Genomic DNA, 15,899 nt, shown 5'->3' on the forward strand with positions numbered 1-15,899 from the left:
GTGCGTAAGCCCGGGCATTTTTCTTTCCCGCTACATCATCACTTCACTGTGCCGATCGCGGTATTCTTTCGGCGTCACATCGTACTCTTTCTTAAACACCGAATAGAAATACTGCAGCGACGGATAACCGCACATCTGCGAAATTTCGTTTATCGATAGCGTGGTGGAGACCAGCAGGCTGCGCGCTTTTTCCAGCTTTTCGCTGTGGATCACCGTGTGGATGGTTTCCCCGACCTCTTCTTTAAAGCGTTTCTCCAGATTCGATCGGGAAATACCGACGGCGTCGAGCACCTGCTCAACCTTAATGCCTTTGCAGGCGTGATTGCGGATGTAATGCATCGCCTGAATCACCGCAGGGTCGGTGAGCGAGCGATAATCGGTGGAGCGCCGCTCAATGACGCGCATCGGCGGCACCAGCAGCCGCTGCAGCGGTAGCGCTTCGTTTTCCAGTAATCGATGCAGGAGTTTCGCCGCCTGGTAGCCCATCTGCCGGGTACCCTGCGCCACGGAAGAGAGCGCGACGCGGGAGAGATAGCGGGTCAATTCTTCGTTATCGATACCGATGACGCACAGTTTTTCCGGCACCGGAATATGCAGCAGCTCGCAGGCCTGCAGGACGTGACGGGCGCGGGCATCGGTCACGGCGATAATGCCGGTTTGCGGCGGCAGCGTTTGCAGCCAATCGGCGAGCCGATTTTGCGCATGCTGCCAGTTTTCCGGCGCGGTCTCCAGCCCCTGATAGACGACGCCACGGTATTTCTCTTTGGCGACTAGCTGGCAGAAGGCATGTTCGCGCTCCCTCGCCCAGCGCTTGCCGCTGGAGGTCGGCAGCCCGTAAAAAGCGAAACGGTTCACTCCTTTTTCTTTCAGATGCAGGAACGCGCTTTCGACCAGCGCGGCATTATCGGTGGCGATATAGTGGACTGGCGGGTAGCACTCTGGTTGATGATAGGAGCCGCCGACGCCGACAATCGGTACTTTGACATCTGCCAGCAGTTTTTCTATCTCCGGGTCGTCGTAATCGGCGATAACGCCATCACCCAGCCACTCTTTGATGTTTTCAATACGCGCGAGAAAATCCTCTTCGATAAAAATATCCCATTCCAGCTGCGATGCCTGCAGATATTCGCCAACGCCTTCAACCACCTGACGGTCATAGGCTTTGTTGGCGTTGAATAACAGCGTAATGCGGTGACGCTTTTCAAACATAGATGATATTCCTGCTCTTACCCCGGTCATACAATACCGGCTAATGCCCGAATTATTTCAAGCGCCTTATGGCGAAGTTTGGCGGTGGCGCAAGTTATTCGGGCATTTTTCATCGTGATACCGTTATGTTCTCCGTTTGGTAGCCGAATCCATCCAGACCGCCAACAGTAAAATGGCGCCCTTAACGATGTATTGCCAGAAGGTGGCGACGTCCATCATGCTCATGCCATTATCCAGCGCCGACATAATAAACGCCCCCATTACCGCCCCTGCCACGCTGCCGATGCCGCCCGCCAGACAGGTGCCGCCAATCACGCAGGCGGCGATGGCGTCGAGTTCGGCGATATTACCGGCAGAAGGCGATCCCGCTCCCAGTCGCGAGCTGAGAATCAACCCGGCGATGGCGACCATCAGGCCGTTAATGGCGAAGACCGCAAGCTTGGTGCGCTCGACGTTAATCCCGGAGAGGCGGGCCGCTTCCAGATTACCGCCAATGGCATAAATGCGGCGGCCAAAAGCGGTACGGGTCGCCATAAACATGCCCGCCAGCAGCAGGGCGGCGAGTATGAGTACCGGCGTCGGCACGCCGCGATAATCATTGAGCAGCCAGATAGCGCCCAGCACGATAACCGCGGTGATGGTCTGACGGCCAACCGCGCCGGTAGAACTGGTGGTCGCCAGCCCTAACGCCTGTCGGCGCATCCGACCGCGCCATTGCCAGATGATAAAAGCCGCCATGCCAATAACGCCGATTCCAAAGCCGATGCCGTCCGGTAAATAACTTTGACCGATTTGCGACATCGCCGGCGTGGTGGGCGAGACGGTGGTACCGTTGGTAATGCCGATTAAAATTCCGCGAAACGCCAGCATGCCGGCAAGGGTTACAATGAAAGAGGGCACCTTGCGATAGGCGACCCACCATCCGTTCCACGCGCCGAGCAGTAGCCCCATGACCAACGTAACGAGGATGGTGAGCGGCAGCGGCCAGCCGAGCCAAACGTCGAAAATCGCCGCCGCGCCGCCGAGCAAACCCATCATTGAGCCGACGGAGAGGTCGATTTCCGCCGAAATGATCACGAACACCATGCCGACGGCGAGGATGCCGGTGATGGCGGTTTGCCGCAGGAGGTTGGAAATATTACGCGCGCTCAAATAGGCGCCGTCGGTAACCCAGGTAAAGAACAGCATAATGGCGATAATCGCGGCGATCATCACGAAAACCTGGAGATTAAGCCCTTTCAGCGCCGGGAAAGCGGCAGGGGCGGAAGGGGTAAGTTTGATTTCAGACGACGTGTTTTTCGACATGGCGTTCGCTCCTCAGCGCGGCTTCCATCACCTGTTCCTGGGTCAGACCTTGATTATGCAAATTGGCCTTAAGCTTGCCTTCGTGCATCACCAGTACCCTATCGCTTAGCCCGAGCACTTCAGGCAATTCGGATGAGATCACGATGACGGCGATGCCTTGCTGCACCAGTTGATTGATAAGCTTGTAGATTTCGTATTTCGCGCCGATATCGATGCCGCGGGTTGGTTCATCGAGGATCAAAATGCGCGGGTTGAGCAGCAGGCAGCGGGCCAGAATCGCCTTTTGTTGATTGCCGCCGCTCAGGCGGCCAATCGCCAGATCCGGCGATGACGTTTTGATTTTCAGCCGCTGAATCGATTGCTGAATGCAGTGCTGCTCCGCGGCGTCGTCGAGGCTGCTCGCCGGGCCGGTGAACTGATTTAACGCCGCGAGAGTGATGTTCTTGCCGACTGCCATCACCGGCACGATGCCGTCTTTTTTGCGGTCTTCCGGCACCATGGCGATACCATGGGCAATCGCCTGTTGGCAGTTTTTAATCGTCACCGGCTGTCCGTCGATAAAGATGCTTCCTTGCCAGCGCCCCGGCCAGACGCCAAACAGACACTGTACCGCCTCGGTGCGCCCGGCGCCGACTAACCCGGCGATGCCGAGGATTTCGCCGCGGCGGAGGGAAAACGACACGTCGTTGACGCGCTTGATATGGCGGTTAACCGGGTGCCAGGCGGTGAGATGCTCGACCCGCAATATCTCATCGCCATGATTATGTGGTTCGTTTGGATACAAGGCCGTGAGCTCGCGTCCGACCATCATGGTGATGATGTCATCTTCGTTCATCCCGCTGGCGTCGCGGGTGCCAATATGCTGGCCGTCACGTATCACGCAGATAGTGTCGGAGATGGCTTTAACTTCATTGAGCTTGTGCGAAATATAAATACAGGCGATGCCGTGATTTTGCAGATCGCGAATAATCGCCAGCAGCGTCGCGGTTTCTTGTTCGGTTAACGATGCCGTGGGTTCATCGAGGATCAGCAGCCGTACCTGTTTATTCAGCGCCTTGGCGATCTCGACCAACTGCTGCTGGCCGAGGCCTAAATCGCCAACGCGGGTATCGGGCGAGATCGATAAATTCACCTGCGCTAATAGTTTCTGGCAGCGCAGGGTCATGGTTTCGTAATCCAGCAGGCCATGGCGTGAGACCTCGGCGCCGAGAAAGATATTTTCCAACACCGTGAGATGTTTCACCAACGCCAGCTCCTGGTGAATAATGGCGATACCTTTGCGCTCGGTATCGCGAATATGATTCGCCTGCAGCGACTCGCCGGCGAAAATGATTTCACCATCGTAACTGCCGTGTGGGTAGATGCCGCACAGCACTTTCATTAGCGTCGATTTTCCCGAACCATTTTCACCGCATAACGACACCACTTCCCCGGCATTCAGCCGCAGGCTGACGTTATCCACGGCCTTAACCGCGCCGAAGGCTTTGGTGATGTTCTTCATTTCGAGTAACCAGGACATAGAGACTCCGCAAAAGCGATATCCGGCAGGACGAAAACGACGCCCCGAGGCGGGGCGTCAGCCATTACAGTTCACTCTTTTTGTGGAAACCGTCTTTAATCACCGTGGCGTCAATATTCTCTTTATTGACTTCAATTGGCGTTAACAGGCGCGAAGGGACATCTTTTAAGCCGTTATTCAACGTGGCGTCGGCCTTGGGTTGCTGGTCATTACCTAATTCAACGGCGATTTCGGCAGCGTTAGTGGCAAGCGTGGTAATCGGTTTATAAACGGTCATCGTCTGGGTGCCGGAAATAATACGTTTCACGCCAGCCAGATCGGCATCCTGCCCGGAAATGGCGACTTTACCCGCCAGCCCCTGGGCGCTAAGCGCCTGGATAGCGCCGCCGGCGGTCGCATCATTGGAAGCCACTACCGCGTCAATTTTGTTGTTATTCGCCGTTAGCGCGTTTTCCATGATTTTTAACGCGTTTTCCGGCAGCCAGCCGTCGACCCACTGATCGCCGACGATCTTAATTTTGCCGTCATCAACATAAGGTTTGAGCACCTTCATCTGACCGGCGCGGAACAATTTGGCGTTATTATCCACCGGCGAGCCACCCATCAGGAAATAATTTCCCTGCGGCACTTTGTCGACCAGGCTTTTGGCCTGCATTTCACCGACTTTTTCATTATCGAAAGAAATATAAAAATCGATGTCAGCATTATTAATCATGCGATCGTAGGCGAGAACTTTAATTCCTTCTTGTTTCGCTTCTTTAATAACGTTGCTGAGCACCTGGCCGTTGTAAGGAATAATCACTAAAACATCGACGCCGCGGTTGATCATATTTTCAATTTGCGACATTTGCGTTTCTTCGTTGCCATTGGCGGACTGCACAAATACTTTGGCGCCTAAGGATTCCGCTTTATTAACGAAAATATCGCGATCTTTTTGCCAACGTTCCAGACGAAGATCGTCGATGGCCATCCCAATCTTAACTTCTTTAGCCATACCCGCCATGCTGGCGAGAAGGAGCGATGAGGCGCAGAGCGTAAGGCAAAGGTTCTTTATCTTCATAATAACGATACCTTTTCAAAGGGTAGGTAAGGCGAACAGGAATAAACTTCAGGTTGCAGATACGTTGCAGATTCTTAACGGGGAAGCGAGGGCTGGCAATTACCTGTTCTTATTTTCGCATTATGAAATTTAGTTTGTTTCGTAATTTATGACCGCGATCGTATTTTATTCAAGAGTATGCAGGTTATTTCATTCTTCTTCCATCATAGGGTTCCAGAAATGATGCAAAGAGGAATTGTTTTTGCGAGCTGGCGCACGTTTGTGGATTCTCTCAATGGCGGTGTGAAATAACGTAATTGAGGAAGATGAAAATGGAATTCTATATTGGCGTATCACTTGTTACTCGCCGCACCCCTGAATATGGAGTTCTCTATGAAAACCTATTTCGATCAACTCGATCGCGTTCGTTATGAAGGCCCGAAATCGACTAACCCGCTGGCTTTTCGTCACTACAATCCGGATGAATTAGTACTGGGTAAGCGCATGGAAGACCACCTGCGTTTCGCCGCCTGCTACTGGCACACTTTCTGCTGGAATGGCGCGGATATGTTTGGCGTGGGATCCTTCGATCGTCCATGGCAGCAGCCGGGTGAAGCGCTGGAAATGGCGAAACGTAAAGCCGAAGTGGCATTTGAGTTTTTCCATAAGTTGAATGTGCCGTATTACTGCTTCCATGATGTCGACGTTTCCCCGGAAGGCGCTTCGCTGAAAGAGTACAGCAACAACTTTGCTCAGATGGTGGACGTGCTGGCGGAAAAACAGCAGCAGAGCGGCGTGAAACTGCTGTGGGGGACGGCAAACTGCTTTACCAACCCACGTTATGGCGCAGGCGCGGCGACGAACCCCGATCCGGAAGTCTTCAGTTGGGCGGCGACTCAGGTAGTTACCGCAATGAATGCGACCCACAAGTTGGGCGGTGAAAACTACGTGCTGTGGGGCGGTCGCGAAGGCTACGAAACCCTGCTTAATACCGATCTGCGTCAGGAGCGCGAGCAGATTGGCCGCTTTATGCAACTGGTGGTTGAACACAAACACAAAATTGGTTTCCAGGGCACCCTGCTGATCGAGCCGAAGCCGCAGGAGCCGACCAAGCACCAATATGATTATGATGCCTCCACGGTTTACGGGTTCCTGAAACAGTTTGGTCTGGAAAAAGAGATTAAACTGAACATTGAAGCCAACCACGCCACCCTTGCCGGCCACTCTTTCCACCACGAGATCGCCACGGCTATTGCGCTGGGCCTGTTCGGTTCGGTTGATGCTAACCGCGGCGATGCGCAGCTGGGCTGGGATACCGACCAGTTCCCGAACAGCGTGGAAGAGAACGCCCTGGTGATGTATGAGATCCTCAAAGCGGGCGGCTTCACCACCGGCGGCCTGAACTTTGATGCTAAAGTTCGTCGCCAGAGCACCGACAAATACGACCTGTTCTACGGTCATATCGGCGCGATGGACACCATGGCGCTGTCGCTGAAGGTCGCGGCGCGCATGATTGAAGATGGCGAGCTGGATAAACGCGTGGCGAAACGCTACGCCGGCTGGAACGGTGAATTGGGCCAGCAGATCCTTAAAGGCCAGATGACGCTGACCGACATCGCGCACTATGCGACTCAGCACAACCTGGCGCCGCAGCACCACAGCGGGCACCAGGAACTGCTGGAAAACCTGGTGAATCATTACCTGTTCGATAAGTAATGCCGACAAAAGCGCCCGGTAAATCCGGGCGCTGGCTATAACCATTTTTGCTGCGCCACGCTTTGCCGTGGCGTTCGTGTTAAGGAGACGCTGCATGTATATCGGGATTGATTTAGGGACCTCGGGCGTAAAAGCCATTCTGCTCAACGAACAGGGCGACGTACTGGCGACGCATACCGAAAAACTGACCGTCTCGCGCCCGCATCCGCTCTGGTCCGAACAAGATCCCGAACAGTGGTGGCAGGCGACGAATACCGCGATGCAAGCGCTGGGCGCGCAACACTCCCTGCGCGAGGTAAAAGCTTTAGGGATTGCCGGACAGATGCATGGCGCCACGCTGCTCGACAAACAGCAGCGGGTCCTGCGTCCGGCGATTTTGTGGAATGATGGCCGCTGCGGCGAAGAGTGCATGCTGCTGGAAGAAAAAGTCGGCGCTTCGCGGCAAATCACCGGCAACCTGATGATGCCGGGTTTTACGGCGCCGAAGCTGCTGTGGGTACAGCGTCACGAAGCCGAAATCTTTAAACAGGTCGATAAGGTCCTGTTGCCGAAAGATTATCTGCGGCTACGCATGAGCGGCGAATTCGCCAGCGATATGTCCGACGCCGCCGGCACGATGTGGATGAACGTCGCGCGACGCGACTGGAGCGATGAGATGCTCGCCGCCTGCGGGCTCGGCCGCGACAATATGCCGGCCCTTTTTGAAGGCTGCGAAGTGACCGGCCAACTGCGTGCTGAGGTAGCCCAGGCGTGGAATATGCCGCGGGCGCTGGTGGTAGCGGGCGGCGGTGATAACGCGGCAGGCGCTGTCGGTGTTGGCATGGCCGATGCCGGTCAGGCGATGTTATCGCTGGGGACCTCAGGCGTCTATTTCGCCGTCAGCGATGGTTTTCTGAGTAAACCGGAAAGCGCGGTGCATAGTTTCTGCCACGCCCTGCCGGGCCGCTGGCACCTGATGTCGGTGATGCTCAGCGCCGCGTCTTGTCTGGATTGGGCGGCAAAGCTGACCGGCCTCGGCAGCGTACCGGCGATGATCGCCGCGGCGCAGTCGGCGGATGACAATGCCGACCCGGTGTGGTTCTTGCCTTATCTTTCCGGCGAGCGTACGCCGCACAACAATCCGCAGGCTAAAGGCGTGTTCTTCGGCCTTACCCATCAACATGGTCCCGCCGAACTGGCGCGGGCGGTGCTTGAGGGGGTGGGTTACGCGCTGGCTGACGGTATGGATGTTGTGCACTCCTGTGGTGTGAAGCCAGACAGCGTCACCCTTATCGGCGGCGGCGCGCGCAGCGCATACTGGCGGCAAATGCTTGCCGATATCAGCGGACAACAGCTGGATTTCCGCACCGGCGGCGATGTCGGCCCGGCGTTAGGCGCGGCAAGGTTGGCGCAGTTGGGCGTTCATCAAGGTGCGGCTTTCTCTGACCTCCTACCGCAACTGCCGCTGGAGCAGGCGCACCTGCCTGATGCTCAACGGTTTGCCCGTTATGCGCCGCGTCGTGAAACGTTCCGCCAGATCTATCAGCAGCTTAAGCCACTGATGTCATAAGTTGTTCTCGCCCCATTTATTGGGGCGAATTTCCTTTCTGAATGATTCGCTTTGCATTGATTTAATTCACATATTTATTTATTCCGAATTGTGGGTTTCAATTTGCGGAAACTGCCGCAACCGGCAATTCCCCGGTCATAATGAGCGCTACCATGGCCAGGGAGGCGCAATGAGATTAAAACGTACGACGGCAAGATTAGTCATGCTGCTGGGCTCGCTGGTTTACTTAATCGGTATCTGGCGAACGTGCCCGCTATTCAGCGGCAAAGGTTACTTTCTTGGTGTACTGGTGATGGGAATGTTTGCCGTACTTACGCATCAGCGAACGGAGCTGGAAGCGCAGCGAGACGATGATTTTATCTCTCTGTGCCGGCTGGTGCTGTTGCTATCGGTGGGATTGCTGCTGGTCGGCGCCTGGTTTGTCCCGGCGCCGTGGCGTGAAAAAAGCATCTACGTGGTGGCATGGTTTGTCTGTATGTATGGCGCTTCAGCGATATCTTATCCCGCCAGAGTCGCGGATAAAGCTCGCAATAGCTCAGTGGAATAAGCTGTCAGTCGACAGCGAAGAGAGGTAGTCAGCAATGGAAATGAAAGCGACGACATATTCACCCGCGTTTCACCTGATCTCATGGATTGCGCTGGTGGGCGGTATCCTCGTGTATTTGATTGGCCTGTGGAATGCGCCAATGGAGCTCAATGAAAAGGGCTACTATTTTGCCGTATTGGTGCTGGGTCTTTTTTCCGCCGCTTCTTATCAGAAAACGGTTCGTGATAAATACGACAAAATTCCAACCACCGCTATGTATTACATGTCCTGCTTGATCGCTTTCGTGATTGCGGTGGGTCTGCTGGTGGTGGGATTGTGGAACGCAACGCTGATGCTAAGCGAGAAAGGCTTTTATGGCCTGGCATTCTTTTTGAGCCTGTTCGGCGCGGTAGCAGTACAGAAGAATATTCGCGATGCCTGGGATCGCTCGCCGCTAAGTGAGGGGAGCGCAGTAACAGAAGAGACCGCGGAGTAATCGACGGCGCCCGCGTTAAACGGCGGGCGCTTTTTTTAGCTCACTAACCGGCGACGGTCAATTCGTTGAACCAGTATAGATAGCGCCAGGCTACCCAACAGCGCGGCGGCGAAAATCCATGCAATATCCAGTAATGGCCAGCGGTTAAGTTCCAGGCCACTTGCGCGTAGCGCGTGTATAAACAGCGCGTGAAAACCATAAATGCCTAATGAATGTCTGGAAATTAACGCAATACCCGGAAGCTCACGGCTATTGAGGACGTTTTTGCCCAGCGTCAGCAACGAGGTCGCGCAGACAAACACTGCCGGCCCGCAGTACAGATACCAGGTATCGCCGAAATCACCGCGCCATTGCAGTTCATGCAGCGTGCCGCGCGAAATGACCCACACCGCGGCGGTAAACAGCAGCGCGCACAGCAGGGTTAACCCTCTTCGGTCGGTATTCATGGCGCCGATCGCCCGGCCCAGTATTCCGTACAGTACGTAGTAAAAGGTATCGCCGTTGATGTAGAGGTTTACCGGTAGCCATTCAATGCCGCCGGCTTTAATACTTACCGTATTAGGGTTGGCGATGAGGCCAATCACCAGCATCAGCGCCAGCAGCATTTTGCCGCTGACCTGCTTCACCTGAATCAGCGGCGAGAGCAGATAAATCACCACAATGGCAAAGAAAAACCACAGGTGATAAAACACCGGCTTTTGCAGTAAATTTTTTAATGACAGCTCAACGTTGATATGGGTAAACAGGGTGATATAGAGCAGCGCCAGCGCGCTGTAGAACAGAATGCACAGCCCGATGCGCAGATAATGGCGCGACTGGGCGCTGCGCTCGCCAAAAAACAGATAACCTGAAATCATGAAAAAAAGCGGGACGCTGACGCGCGATGCCGAGTTAAGCAGGTTAGCGATATTCCATTCAAACAAGCTGATGCTATGAGGATGGGTAATGTACCAGGTGGTGCTGTGAATCATCACGACCATCAGACATGCTATGCCGCGCAAGTTGGTAATCCAGCTTATTTTTTCCTGCATCTGTACCTCATTGGCCCTTGCGTAAAAAGAGTCTGACTCCCGTAGTTTGTCGTCATCACAATGGAATATTCTGAGTTTATCGCCACACTCTTGTAGAGCATCCGCGAGATTCGCAAAATGTTTGTCTGGTTTTACATGGTCTGCACGATAACAATTGGCTAACAAGGCGGTTGAGAAAAATGGTGATGAAATATTTCGTATCTGCCCTGGTGGCGCTGCTGCTGGTTGGCTGCAGCCAGACACCTGCTCAACCTGTCCAAAAAGCGCAAAAGGCACGTATCACGCCGCAAACGACGCTGAACATGGAGAAACTATGCAAGGATCAGGCGGCGTTACGTTATAGCACAGACACCCGTCGCGTCGACGTTAATCATTTCGAGCAGTTCCAGGCAAGCTATGAGCTTTCCGGCCTGACTTCGCGGAATGAGCGTTTTATCTGTTCTTTTGATCCGGACGGCCAGTTTTTGCATCTTTCTATGCGCTAAATGCGGCTTAAACGCCGCATGATGGCGCCGCTTTGCTCAAATTTCGCTAAACAAAGGCGTTTCATACTGTATATCTCGCAGCCAGCGGGTATACTGATCCCTTCCTTTAAATCCACACGTATCCAGCACGAAATAATATGCAAAAGTTTGATACCAGGACCTTCCAGGGCCTGATCCTGACCTTACAGGATTACTGGGCTCGTCAGGGCTGCACCATTGTTCAACCACTGGACATGGAAGTCGGCGCCGGCACCTCCCACCCGATGACCTGCTTACGCGCGTTGGGGCCAGAGCCGATGGCGACCGCTTACGTGCAGCCATCTCGTCGCCCGACCGACGGTCGCTATGGCGAAAACCCGAACCGCTTACAGCACTATTACCAGTTCCAGGTGGTGATTAAGCCGTCTCCGGACAACATTCAGGAGCTGTACCTCGGATCTCTGAAAGAGCTGGGTATGGACCCGACTATCCACGATATCCGCTTCGTTGAAGATAACTGGGAAAACCCGACTCTGGGCGCCTGGGGGCTGGGTTGGGAAGTGTGGCTGAACGGTATGGAAGTGACGCAGTTCACTTACTTCCAGCAGGTTGGCGGCCTGGAATGTAAACCGGTGACCGGTGAAATTACTTACGGCCTGGAGCGTCTGGCGATGTACATCCAGGGCGTGGACAGCGTCTACGATCTGGTCTGGAGCGATGGTCCGCTGGGCAAAACCACCTACGGCGACGTGTTCCACCAGAACGAAGTGGAACAATCCACCTATAACTTTGAATATGCGGACGTAGACTTCTTGTTCACCTGCTTCGAGCAGTATGAGAAAGAAGCGCAGCAACTGCTGGCGCTGGAAAACCCGCTGCCGCTGCCAGCCTACGAACGTATTCTTAAAGCCGCCCATAGCTTTAACCTGCTGGATGCGCGTAAAGCCATCTCCGTCACCGAGCGTCAGCGCTATATTCTGCGCATTCGCACCCTGACTAAAGCAGTGGCAGAAGCTTACTATGCTTCCCGTGAGGCCCTTGGCTTCCCGATGTGCAACAAAGATAAATAAGAGGCGGCCATGTCTGAGAAAACTTTCCTGGTGGAGATCGGCACCGAAGAGCTGCCACCAAAAGCACTGCGCAGCCTGGCTGAATCCTTCGCTGCCAACTTTACTGCGGAACTGGACAACGCTGGCCTTGCGCACGGCGCCGTCGAATGGTTTGCCGCGCCGCGCCGCCTGGCGCTGAAAGTGGCGAATCTGGCCGCCTCGCAGCCGGATCGTGAAGTCGAAAAACGCGGCCCGGCCCTTGCCCAGGCGTTTGACGCGGAAGGTAAACCAAGCAAAGCGGCCGAAGGCTGGGCGCGTGGCTGTGGTATTACCGTCGATCAGGCTGAACGTCTGACCACCGATAAAGGCGAATGGCTGTTGTATCGCGCCCACGTTAAAGGTGAAAGCGCGCAAACGCTGCTGCCGAACATGGTTGCGACCTCGCTGGCGAAGCTGCCAATCCCGAAACTGATGCGTTGGGGCGCTTCCGACGTTCACTTCGTGCGTCCGGTACACACCGTAACCCTGCTGTTGGGCGATCAGGTTATCCCGGCGACCATTCTGGGTATCGCTTCCGACCGTATCATTCGCGGACACCGTTTTATGGGCGAGCCGGAATTCACCATCGACAATGCCGACCAGTATCCGCAGATTCTGCTGGAGCGCGGTAAAGTGATGGCGGACTACGCCGAGCGTAAAGCCAAAATCAAAGCGGATGCTGAAGCGGCGGCGCGTAAGATTGGCGGTAACGCTGACCTGAGCGAAAGCCTGCTGGAAGAAGTGACCTCTCTGGTCGAGTGGCCGGTAGTGCTGACGGCGAAGTTTGAAGAGAAATTCCTTGCGGTGCCGTCCGAAGCGCTGGTTTACACCATGAAGGGCGACCAGAAGTACTTCCCGGTCTACGCTAATGACGGCAAACTGCTGCCGAACTTCATCTTCGTGGCGAATATCGAGTCCAAAGATCCGCAGCAGATCATCTCTGGTAATGAGAAGGTCGTTCGTCCGCGTCTGGCCGATGCCGAGTTCTTCTTCAATACCGACCGTAAAAAACGTCTGGAAGATAACCTGCCGCGTCTGGAAACCGTGCTGTTCCAACAGCAGCTGGGAACCCTGCGCGACAAGACCGATCGCATTCAGGCGCTGGCGGGCTGGATTGCCGAACAAATTGGCGCTGACGTTAACCATGCGACCCGCGCGGGTCTGCTCTCCAAGTGTGACCTGATGACCAACATGGTCTTCGAGTTTACCGACACGCAGGGCGTGATGGGTATGCACTACGCGCGTCATGACGGCGAAGCGGAAGATGTCGCAGTGGCGCTGAACGAGCAGTATCAGCCGCGTTTTGCCGGCGATGCGCTGCCGTCTAACCCGGTTGCCTGCACGGTGGCTATTGCCGACAAGATGGACACTCTGGCGGGTATCTTCGGTATCGGCCAGCATCCGAAAGGCGATAAAGACCCGTTTGCGCTGCGCCGCGCCGCGCTGGGCGTGCTGCGTATCATCGTTGAGAAGAACCTGAATCTCGATCTGCAAACGCTGACCGAAGAAGCAGTGCGTCTGTACGGTGAGAAGCTGACTAACGCCAACGTCGTTGATGACGTTATCGACTTCATGCTGGGCCGCTTCCGTGCCTGGTATCAGGACGAAGGCTACGGTGTTGACACTATCCAGGCGGTACTGGCGCGTCGTCCGACCCGCCCGGCGGATTTCGATGCGCGCATGAAGGCCGTATCGCACTTCCGTACGCTGGAAGAGTCCTCCGCCCTGGCGGCGGCAAACAAACGCGTATCCAACATCCTGGCGAAATCCGACGAGACCCTGAACGATATCGTTCATGCCTCGGTGCTGAAAGAAGCGGCGGAAATCAAGTTGGCCGGTAATCTGGTGGTGCTGCGCGATAAGCTGCAGCCGTACTTCGCCGAAGGCCGTTATCAGGATGCGCTGATTGAGCTGGCTGCGCTGCGCGAGCCGGTTGATGAGTTCTTCGAAAATGTGATGGTTAACGCTGAAGACAAAGATGTTCGCATCAACCGTCTGACGCTGCTGTCCAAACTGCGCGAGCTGTTCCTGCAGGTTGCGGATATTTCACTGCTGCAGTAACTATCTCGTGAGAGGTTAAAAGCCTGCCATCCGGCAGGCTTTTTTTTGCCTTATTGCCATGGTGAAAAAATAATCTTGAAATCCAGGCTCAGGCCTGGCTATCCTATGCCCCGACGAATCCCTCGTCTCACTGGAGCGCACACGACAAATGAACAAACACGACTGATGAATTTCACGCCTTACCTCGCAGAGGCTGCGGGTAGGGGAGTATTGATTTCATTCAGGAGTGCTTATGGCTCATTGCGCCCACACCCCCTCTTTTGTTTTACATCAGGTCACCTGTCAGTTCGCGACGGGACAGACGCTTTTTGGCCCGCTGAATTTATCGCTGGAACCGTTGCGTTGCGGCCTCGTTGGTCGCAACGGCGTTGGCAAAACACGCCTGTTACGTCTGCTGACGGGCCTCGATTCTCCCTCCGGCGGGCATATTGAACGATCGGTTTCCGTTGCCTGGGTGGCGCAGCAGCCGACCCTCATGGCCGGGACCACCATTGCCTCGCTATTGGGTTATGCACCGCTATTTGACGCCTTGTCCCGTCTTGAACAGGGGAAAGGGCTGGCGGATGACTTCGAACTGTTAGATGGTCGTTGGGATCTGCCCGATCGCCTGAGTTCAGCCTTTCGCGATGCCGATCTCCCGGCATTCTCCGCCGATCGTCCCGCTTTTTCGCTCAGCGGCGGCGAACGAATGAAGGCGCTGCTGTGCGGCGCGTTAGTTTCCGGCGCGGACTATCTGCTGCTGGATGAACCTACTAATCATCTCGATCGTCAGGGCCGGGAGTGGCTGTATCAGCAACTGGAAATCTGGCGGGGCGGGGCATTAATCGCCAGCCACGACCGTGAATTACTGGCTCGAATGTCGAAGATTATTGAGCTGACGCCGGCGGCGCTGTGCAGCTACGGTGGTAATTATGCCGAATATCAGCAGCAGCATGAAGCGGAGCAACAGGCCGCCCGCTCGGCGCTGGAGCATGCCGCAATCGAACGGCGGCGCACCCGGGCGCGGATGCAAAAGGAGCATGATGCGGCCCAGCGGCGATCGGCGCAGACGCTGCGTACCGTCGATGCGCTGAATATCGCTTCTTTCGAACGCGTGAAGTACAAAGGGGCGGCAAAAGAGCGTCCGGGAACGCTGCGCCGTCAGCATCGAGAGCAGAACAGTAGCCTGAATGCCGCCGTGCAGCAGGCGCGGGAGCGGGTAGAAGAAGATAATCCGGTGATGTTTACGCTGCCGGGCAGTGAAGTGGCCGCCGGCAAGCAGGTACTGGTGCTGGAATCACTGCAGTTAGCTCACTCATCCCCCGCCCCGCTCGACTGGCGGGTGGATGGCCCGATGCGCATTGCGCTAAGGGGGCCAAACGGCTGCGGCAAAACAACATTGTTGAAAACCCTGATGGGGCTGGAGCAGGCAACTGCTGGCGACGTTCGGCTGTCGGTGAGCGCGGCGTATCTCGATCAGCATCTGACGCAGCTGGATTTATCACTATCGGTAATGGAGCACTTGAACTTAGGAAACACTCCGCTGGATGAAGGAATGCTGCGTAGCCGTCTGGCGCAGCTCCAGTTGGGGGCTGACAAGGTGAGTCTTCCGCTAGCGGCGCTAAGCGGCGGCGAACGACTGAAAGCGGCGCTTGCCTGCGTGCTCTGGCGGCGGGACTCAACCCAACTGCTGCTACTGGATGAGCCAACCAATCATCTCGATCTGGCTTCAACGCAGGCGATTGAAAGCGCGCTGGCGGCGTTTCCCGGCGCTATGCTGGTGGTATCGCATGACGAGGCATTTTTACAAGGCCTGAAATTGACCCATAGCCTGGAGTGGCGGGATACGGGCTGGCATTTTGCCGCCCTCTGAATGACAACAGGCGCCATCTGCTGATGGCGCCTGTTGATGACAGA

At 55.4% G+C, this 15,899-nt stretch carries 13 protein-coding genes; 8 read left to right on the top strand and 5 right to left on the bottom strand.

From position 1 onward, the window contains the following. Positions 1–30: 30 nt before the first annotated feature. The 4 genes from xylR to xylF form a co-directional block, all read right to left on the bottom strand. Complete coding sequence (xylR, locus tag PGR79_RS12970) at positions 31–1,209, bottom strand: D-xylose utilization transcriptional activator XylR (RefSeq protein ID WP_430921790.1); 1,179 nt, start codon at positions 1,207–1,209, stop codon at positions 31–33. 123 nt (positions 1,210–1,332) lie between these two features. Beyond that, on the bottom strand, positions 1,333–2,514 hold the full coding sequence (gene xylH, locus PGR79_RS12975; protein WP_430921792.1) for a xylose ABC transporter permease XylH: 1,182 nt from the start codon (positions 2,512–2,514) through the stop codon (positions 1,333–1,335). Further along, on the bottom strand, positions 2,492–4,033 hold the full coding sequence (locus tag PGR79_RS12980) for a xylose ABC transporter ATP-binding protein (RefSeq protein ID WP_430921794.1): 1,542 nt from the start codon (positions 4,031–4,033) through the stop codon (positions 2,492–2,494). Before PGR79_RS12980 ends, xylH begins: the two co-directional genes overlap by 23 nt. A 64-nt stretch (positions 4,034–4,097) precedes the next feature. Continuing rightward, positions 4,098–5,093 (bottom strand): D-xylose ABC transporter substrate-binding protein, encoded by a 996-nt coding sequence (gene xylF, locus PGR79_RS12985; RefSeq protein WP_087858966.1) that lies wholly within the window; start codon positions 5,091–5,093, stop codon positions 4,098–4,100. A gap of 372 nt (positions 5,094–5,465) precedes the next feature. On the opposite strand from xylF, the gene xylA reads away from it, so the two are divergent. The 4 genes from xylA to yiaA all read left to right on the top strand — a co-directional run bounded on the left by xylA (position 5,466) and on the right by yiaA (position 9,359). Continuing rightward, complete coding sequence (gene xylA, locus PGR79_RS12990; RefSeq protein WP_430921796.1) at positions 5,466–6,788, top strand: xylose isomerase; 1,323 nt, start codon at positions 5,466–5,468, stop codon at positions 6,786–6,788. 94 nt (positions 6,789–6,882) lie between these two features. Then, positions 6,883–8,337 (top strand): xylulokinase, encoded by a 1,455-nt coding sequence (gene xylB / locus PGR79_RS12995; RefSeq protein ID WP_430921798.1) that lies wholly within the window; start codon positions 6,883–6,885, stop codon positions 8,335–8,337. 169 nt (positions 8,338–8,506) lie between these two features. Further along, the gene (gene yiaB / locus PGR79_RS13000; protein ID WP_430921800.1) at positions 8,507–8,884 is read left to right on the top strand and encodes an inner membrane protein YiaB; all 378 of its coding nucleotides are present in this window, start codon (positions 8,507–8,509) and stop codon (positions 8,882–8,884) included. Between the two features lie 34 nt (positions 8,885–8,918). Further along, on the top strand, positions 8,919–9,359 hold the full coding sequence (gene yiaA / locus PGR79_RS13005; RefSeq protein ID WP_087858970.1) for an inner membrane protein YiaA: 441 nt from the start codon (positions 8,919–8,921) through the stop codon (positions 9,357–9,359). Positions 9,360–9,394: 35 nt separating this feature from the next. Here yiaA and PGR79_RS13010 read toward each other — a convergent pair whose 3' ends face one another. Further along, on the bottom strand, positions 9,395–10,390 hold the full coding sequence (locus tag PGR79_RS13010; protein WP_430921802.1) for an acyltransferase: 996 nt from the start codon (positions 10,388–10,390) through the stop codon (positions 9,395–9,397). 185 nt (positions 10,391–10,575) lie between these two features. Here PGR79_RS13010 and PGR79_RS13015 point away from each other — a divergent pair, with 185 nt between their 5' ends. The 4 genes from PGR79_RS13015 to PGR79_RS13030 all read left to right on the top strand — a co-directional run bounded on the left by PGR79_RS13015 (position 10,576) and on the right by PGR79_RS13030 (position 15,855). Next, on the top strand, positions 10,576–10,875 hold the full coding sequence (locus tag PGR79_RS13015) for a YsaB family lipoprotein (protein WP_162750193.1): 300 nt from the start codon (positions 10,576–10,578) through the stop codon (positions 10,873–10,875). Between the two features lie 137 nt (positions 10,876–11,012). Further along, complete coding sequence (glyQ, locus tag PGR79_RS13020) at positions 11,013–11,924, top strand: glycine--tRNA ligase subunit alpha (protein ID WP_001168551.1); 912 nt, start codon at positions 11,013–11,015, stop codon at positions 11,922–11,924. Between the two features lie 9 nt (positions 11,925–11,933). Next, positions 11,934–14,003, top strand: coding sequence for a glycine--tRNA ligase subunit beta (gene glyS / locus PGR79_RS13025; RefSeq protein ID WP_430921804.1), 2,070 nt, complete (start codon positions 11,934–11,936; stop codon positions 14,001–14,003). Positions 14,004–14,235: 232 nt separating this feature from the next. Further along, a complete protein-coding gene (locus PGR79_RS13030) occupies positions 14,236–15,855 on the top strand; it encodes an ABC-F family ATP-binding cassette domain-containing protein (RefSeq protein WP_430921806.1) in 1,620 nt (539 codons plus the stop codon). Positions 15,856–15,899: the final 44 nt, after the last annotated feature.

Source organism: Klebsiella sp. 141161, assembly GCF_050600815.1.
Taxonomy (GTDB): domain Bacteria; phylum Pseudomonadota; class Gammaproteobacteria; order Enterobacterales; family Enterobacteriaceae; genus Klebsiella; species Klebsiella aerogenes.

Coding starts and splice junctions, on each gene's coding strand:
- xylR (WP_430921790.1), bottom strand. CDS start 1,209: ATGTTTGAAAAGCGTCACCGCATTACGCTGTTATTCAACGCCAACAAA.
- xylH (WP_430921792.1), bottom strand. CDS start 2,514: ATGTCGAAAAACACGTCGTCTGAAATCAAACTTACCCCTTCCGCCCCT.
- PGR79_RS12980 (WP_430921794.1), bottom strand. CDS start 4,033: ATGTCCTGGTTACTCGAAATGAAGAACATCACCAAAGCCTTCGGCGCG.
- xylF (WP_087858966.1), bottom strand. CDS start 5,093: ATGAAGATAAAGAACCTTTGCCTTACGCTCTGCGCCTCATCGCTCCTT.
- xylA (WP_430921796.1), top strand. CDS start 5,466: ATGAAAACCTATTTCGATCAACTCGATCGCGTTCGTTATGAAGGCCCG.
- xylB (WP_430921798.1), top strand. CDS start 6,883: ATGTATATCGGGATTGATTTAGGGACCTCGGGCGTAAAAGCCATTCTG.
- yiaB (WP_430921800.1), top strand. CDS start 8,507: ATGAGATTAAAACGTACGACGGCAAGATTAGTCATGCTGCTGGGCTCG.
- yiaA (WP_087858970.1), top strand. CDS start 8,919: ATGGAAATGAAAGCGACGACATATTCACCCGCGTTTCACCTGATCTCA.
- PGR79_RS13010 (WP_430921802.1), bottom strand. CDS start 10,390: ATGCAGGAAAAAATAAGCTGGATTACCAACTTGCGCGGCATAGCATGT.
- PGR79_RS13015 (WP_162750193.1), top strand. CDS start 10,576: ATGAAATATTTCGTATCTGCCCTGGTGGCGCTGCTGCTGGTTGGCTGC.
- glyQ (WP_001168551.1), top strand. CDS start 11,013: ATGCAAAAGTTTGATACCAGGACCTTCCAGGGCCTGATCCTGACCTTA.
- glyS (WP_430921804.1), top strand. CDS start 11,934: ATGTCTGAGAAAACTTTCCTGGTGGAGATCGGCACCGAAGAGCTGCCA.
- PGR79_RS13030 (WP_430921806.1), top strand. CDS start 14,236: ATGGCTCATTGCGCCCACACCCCCTCTTTTGTTTTACATCAGGTCACC.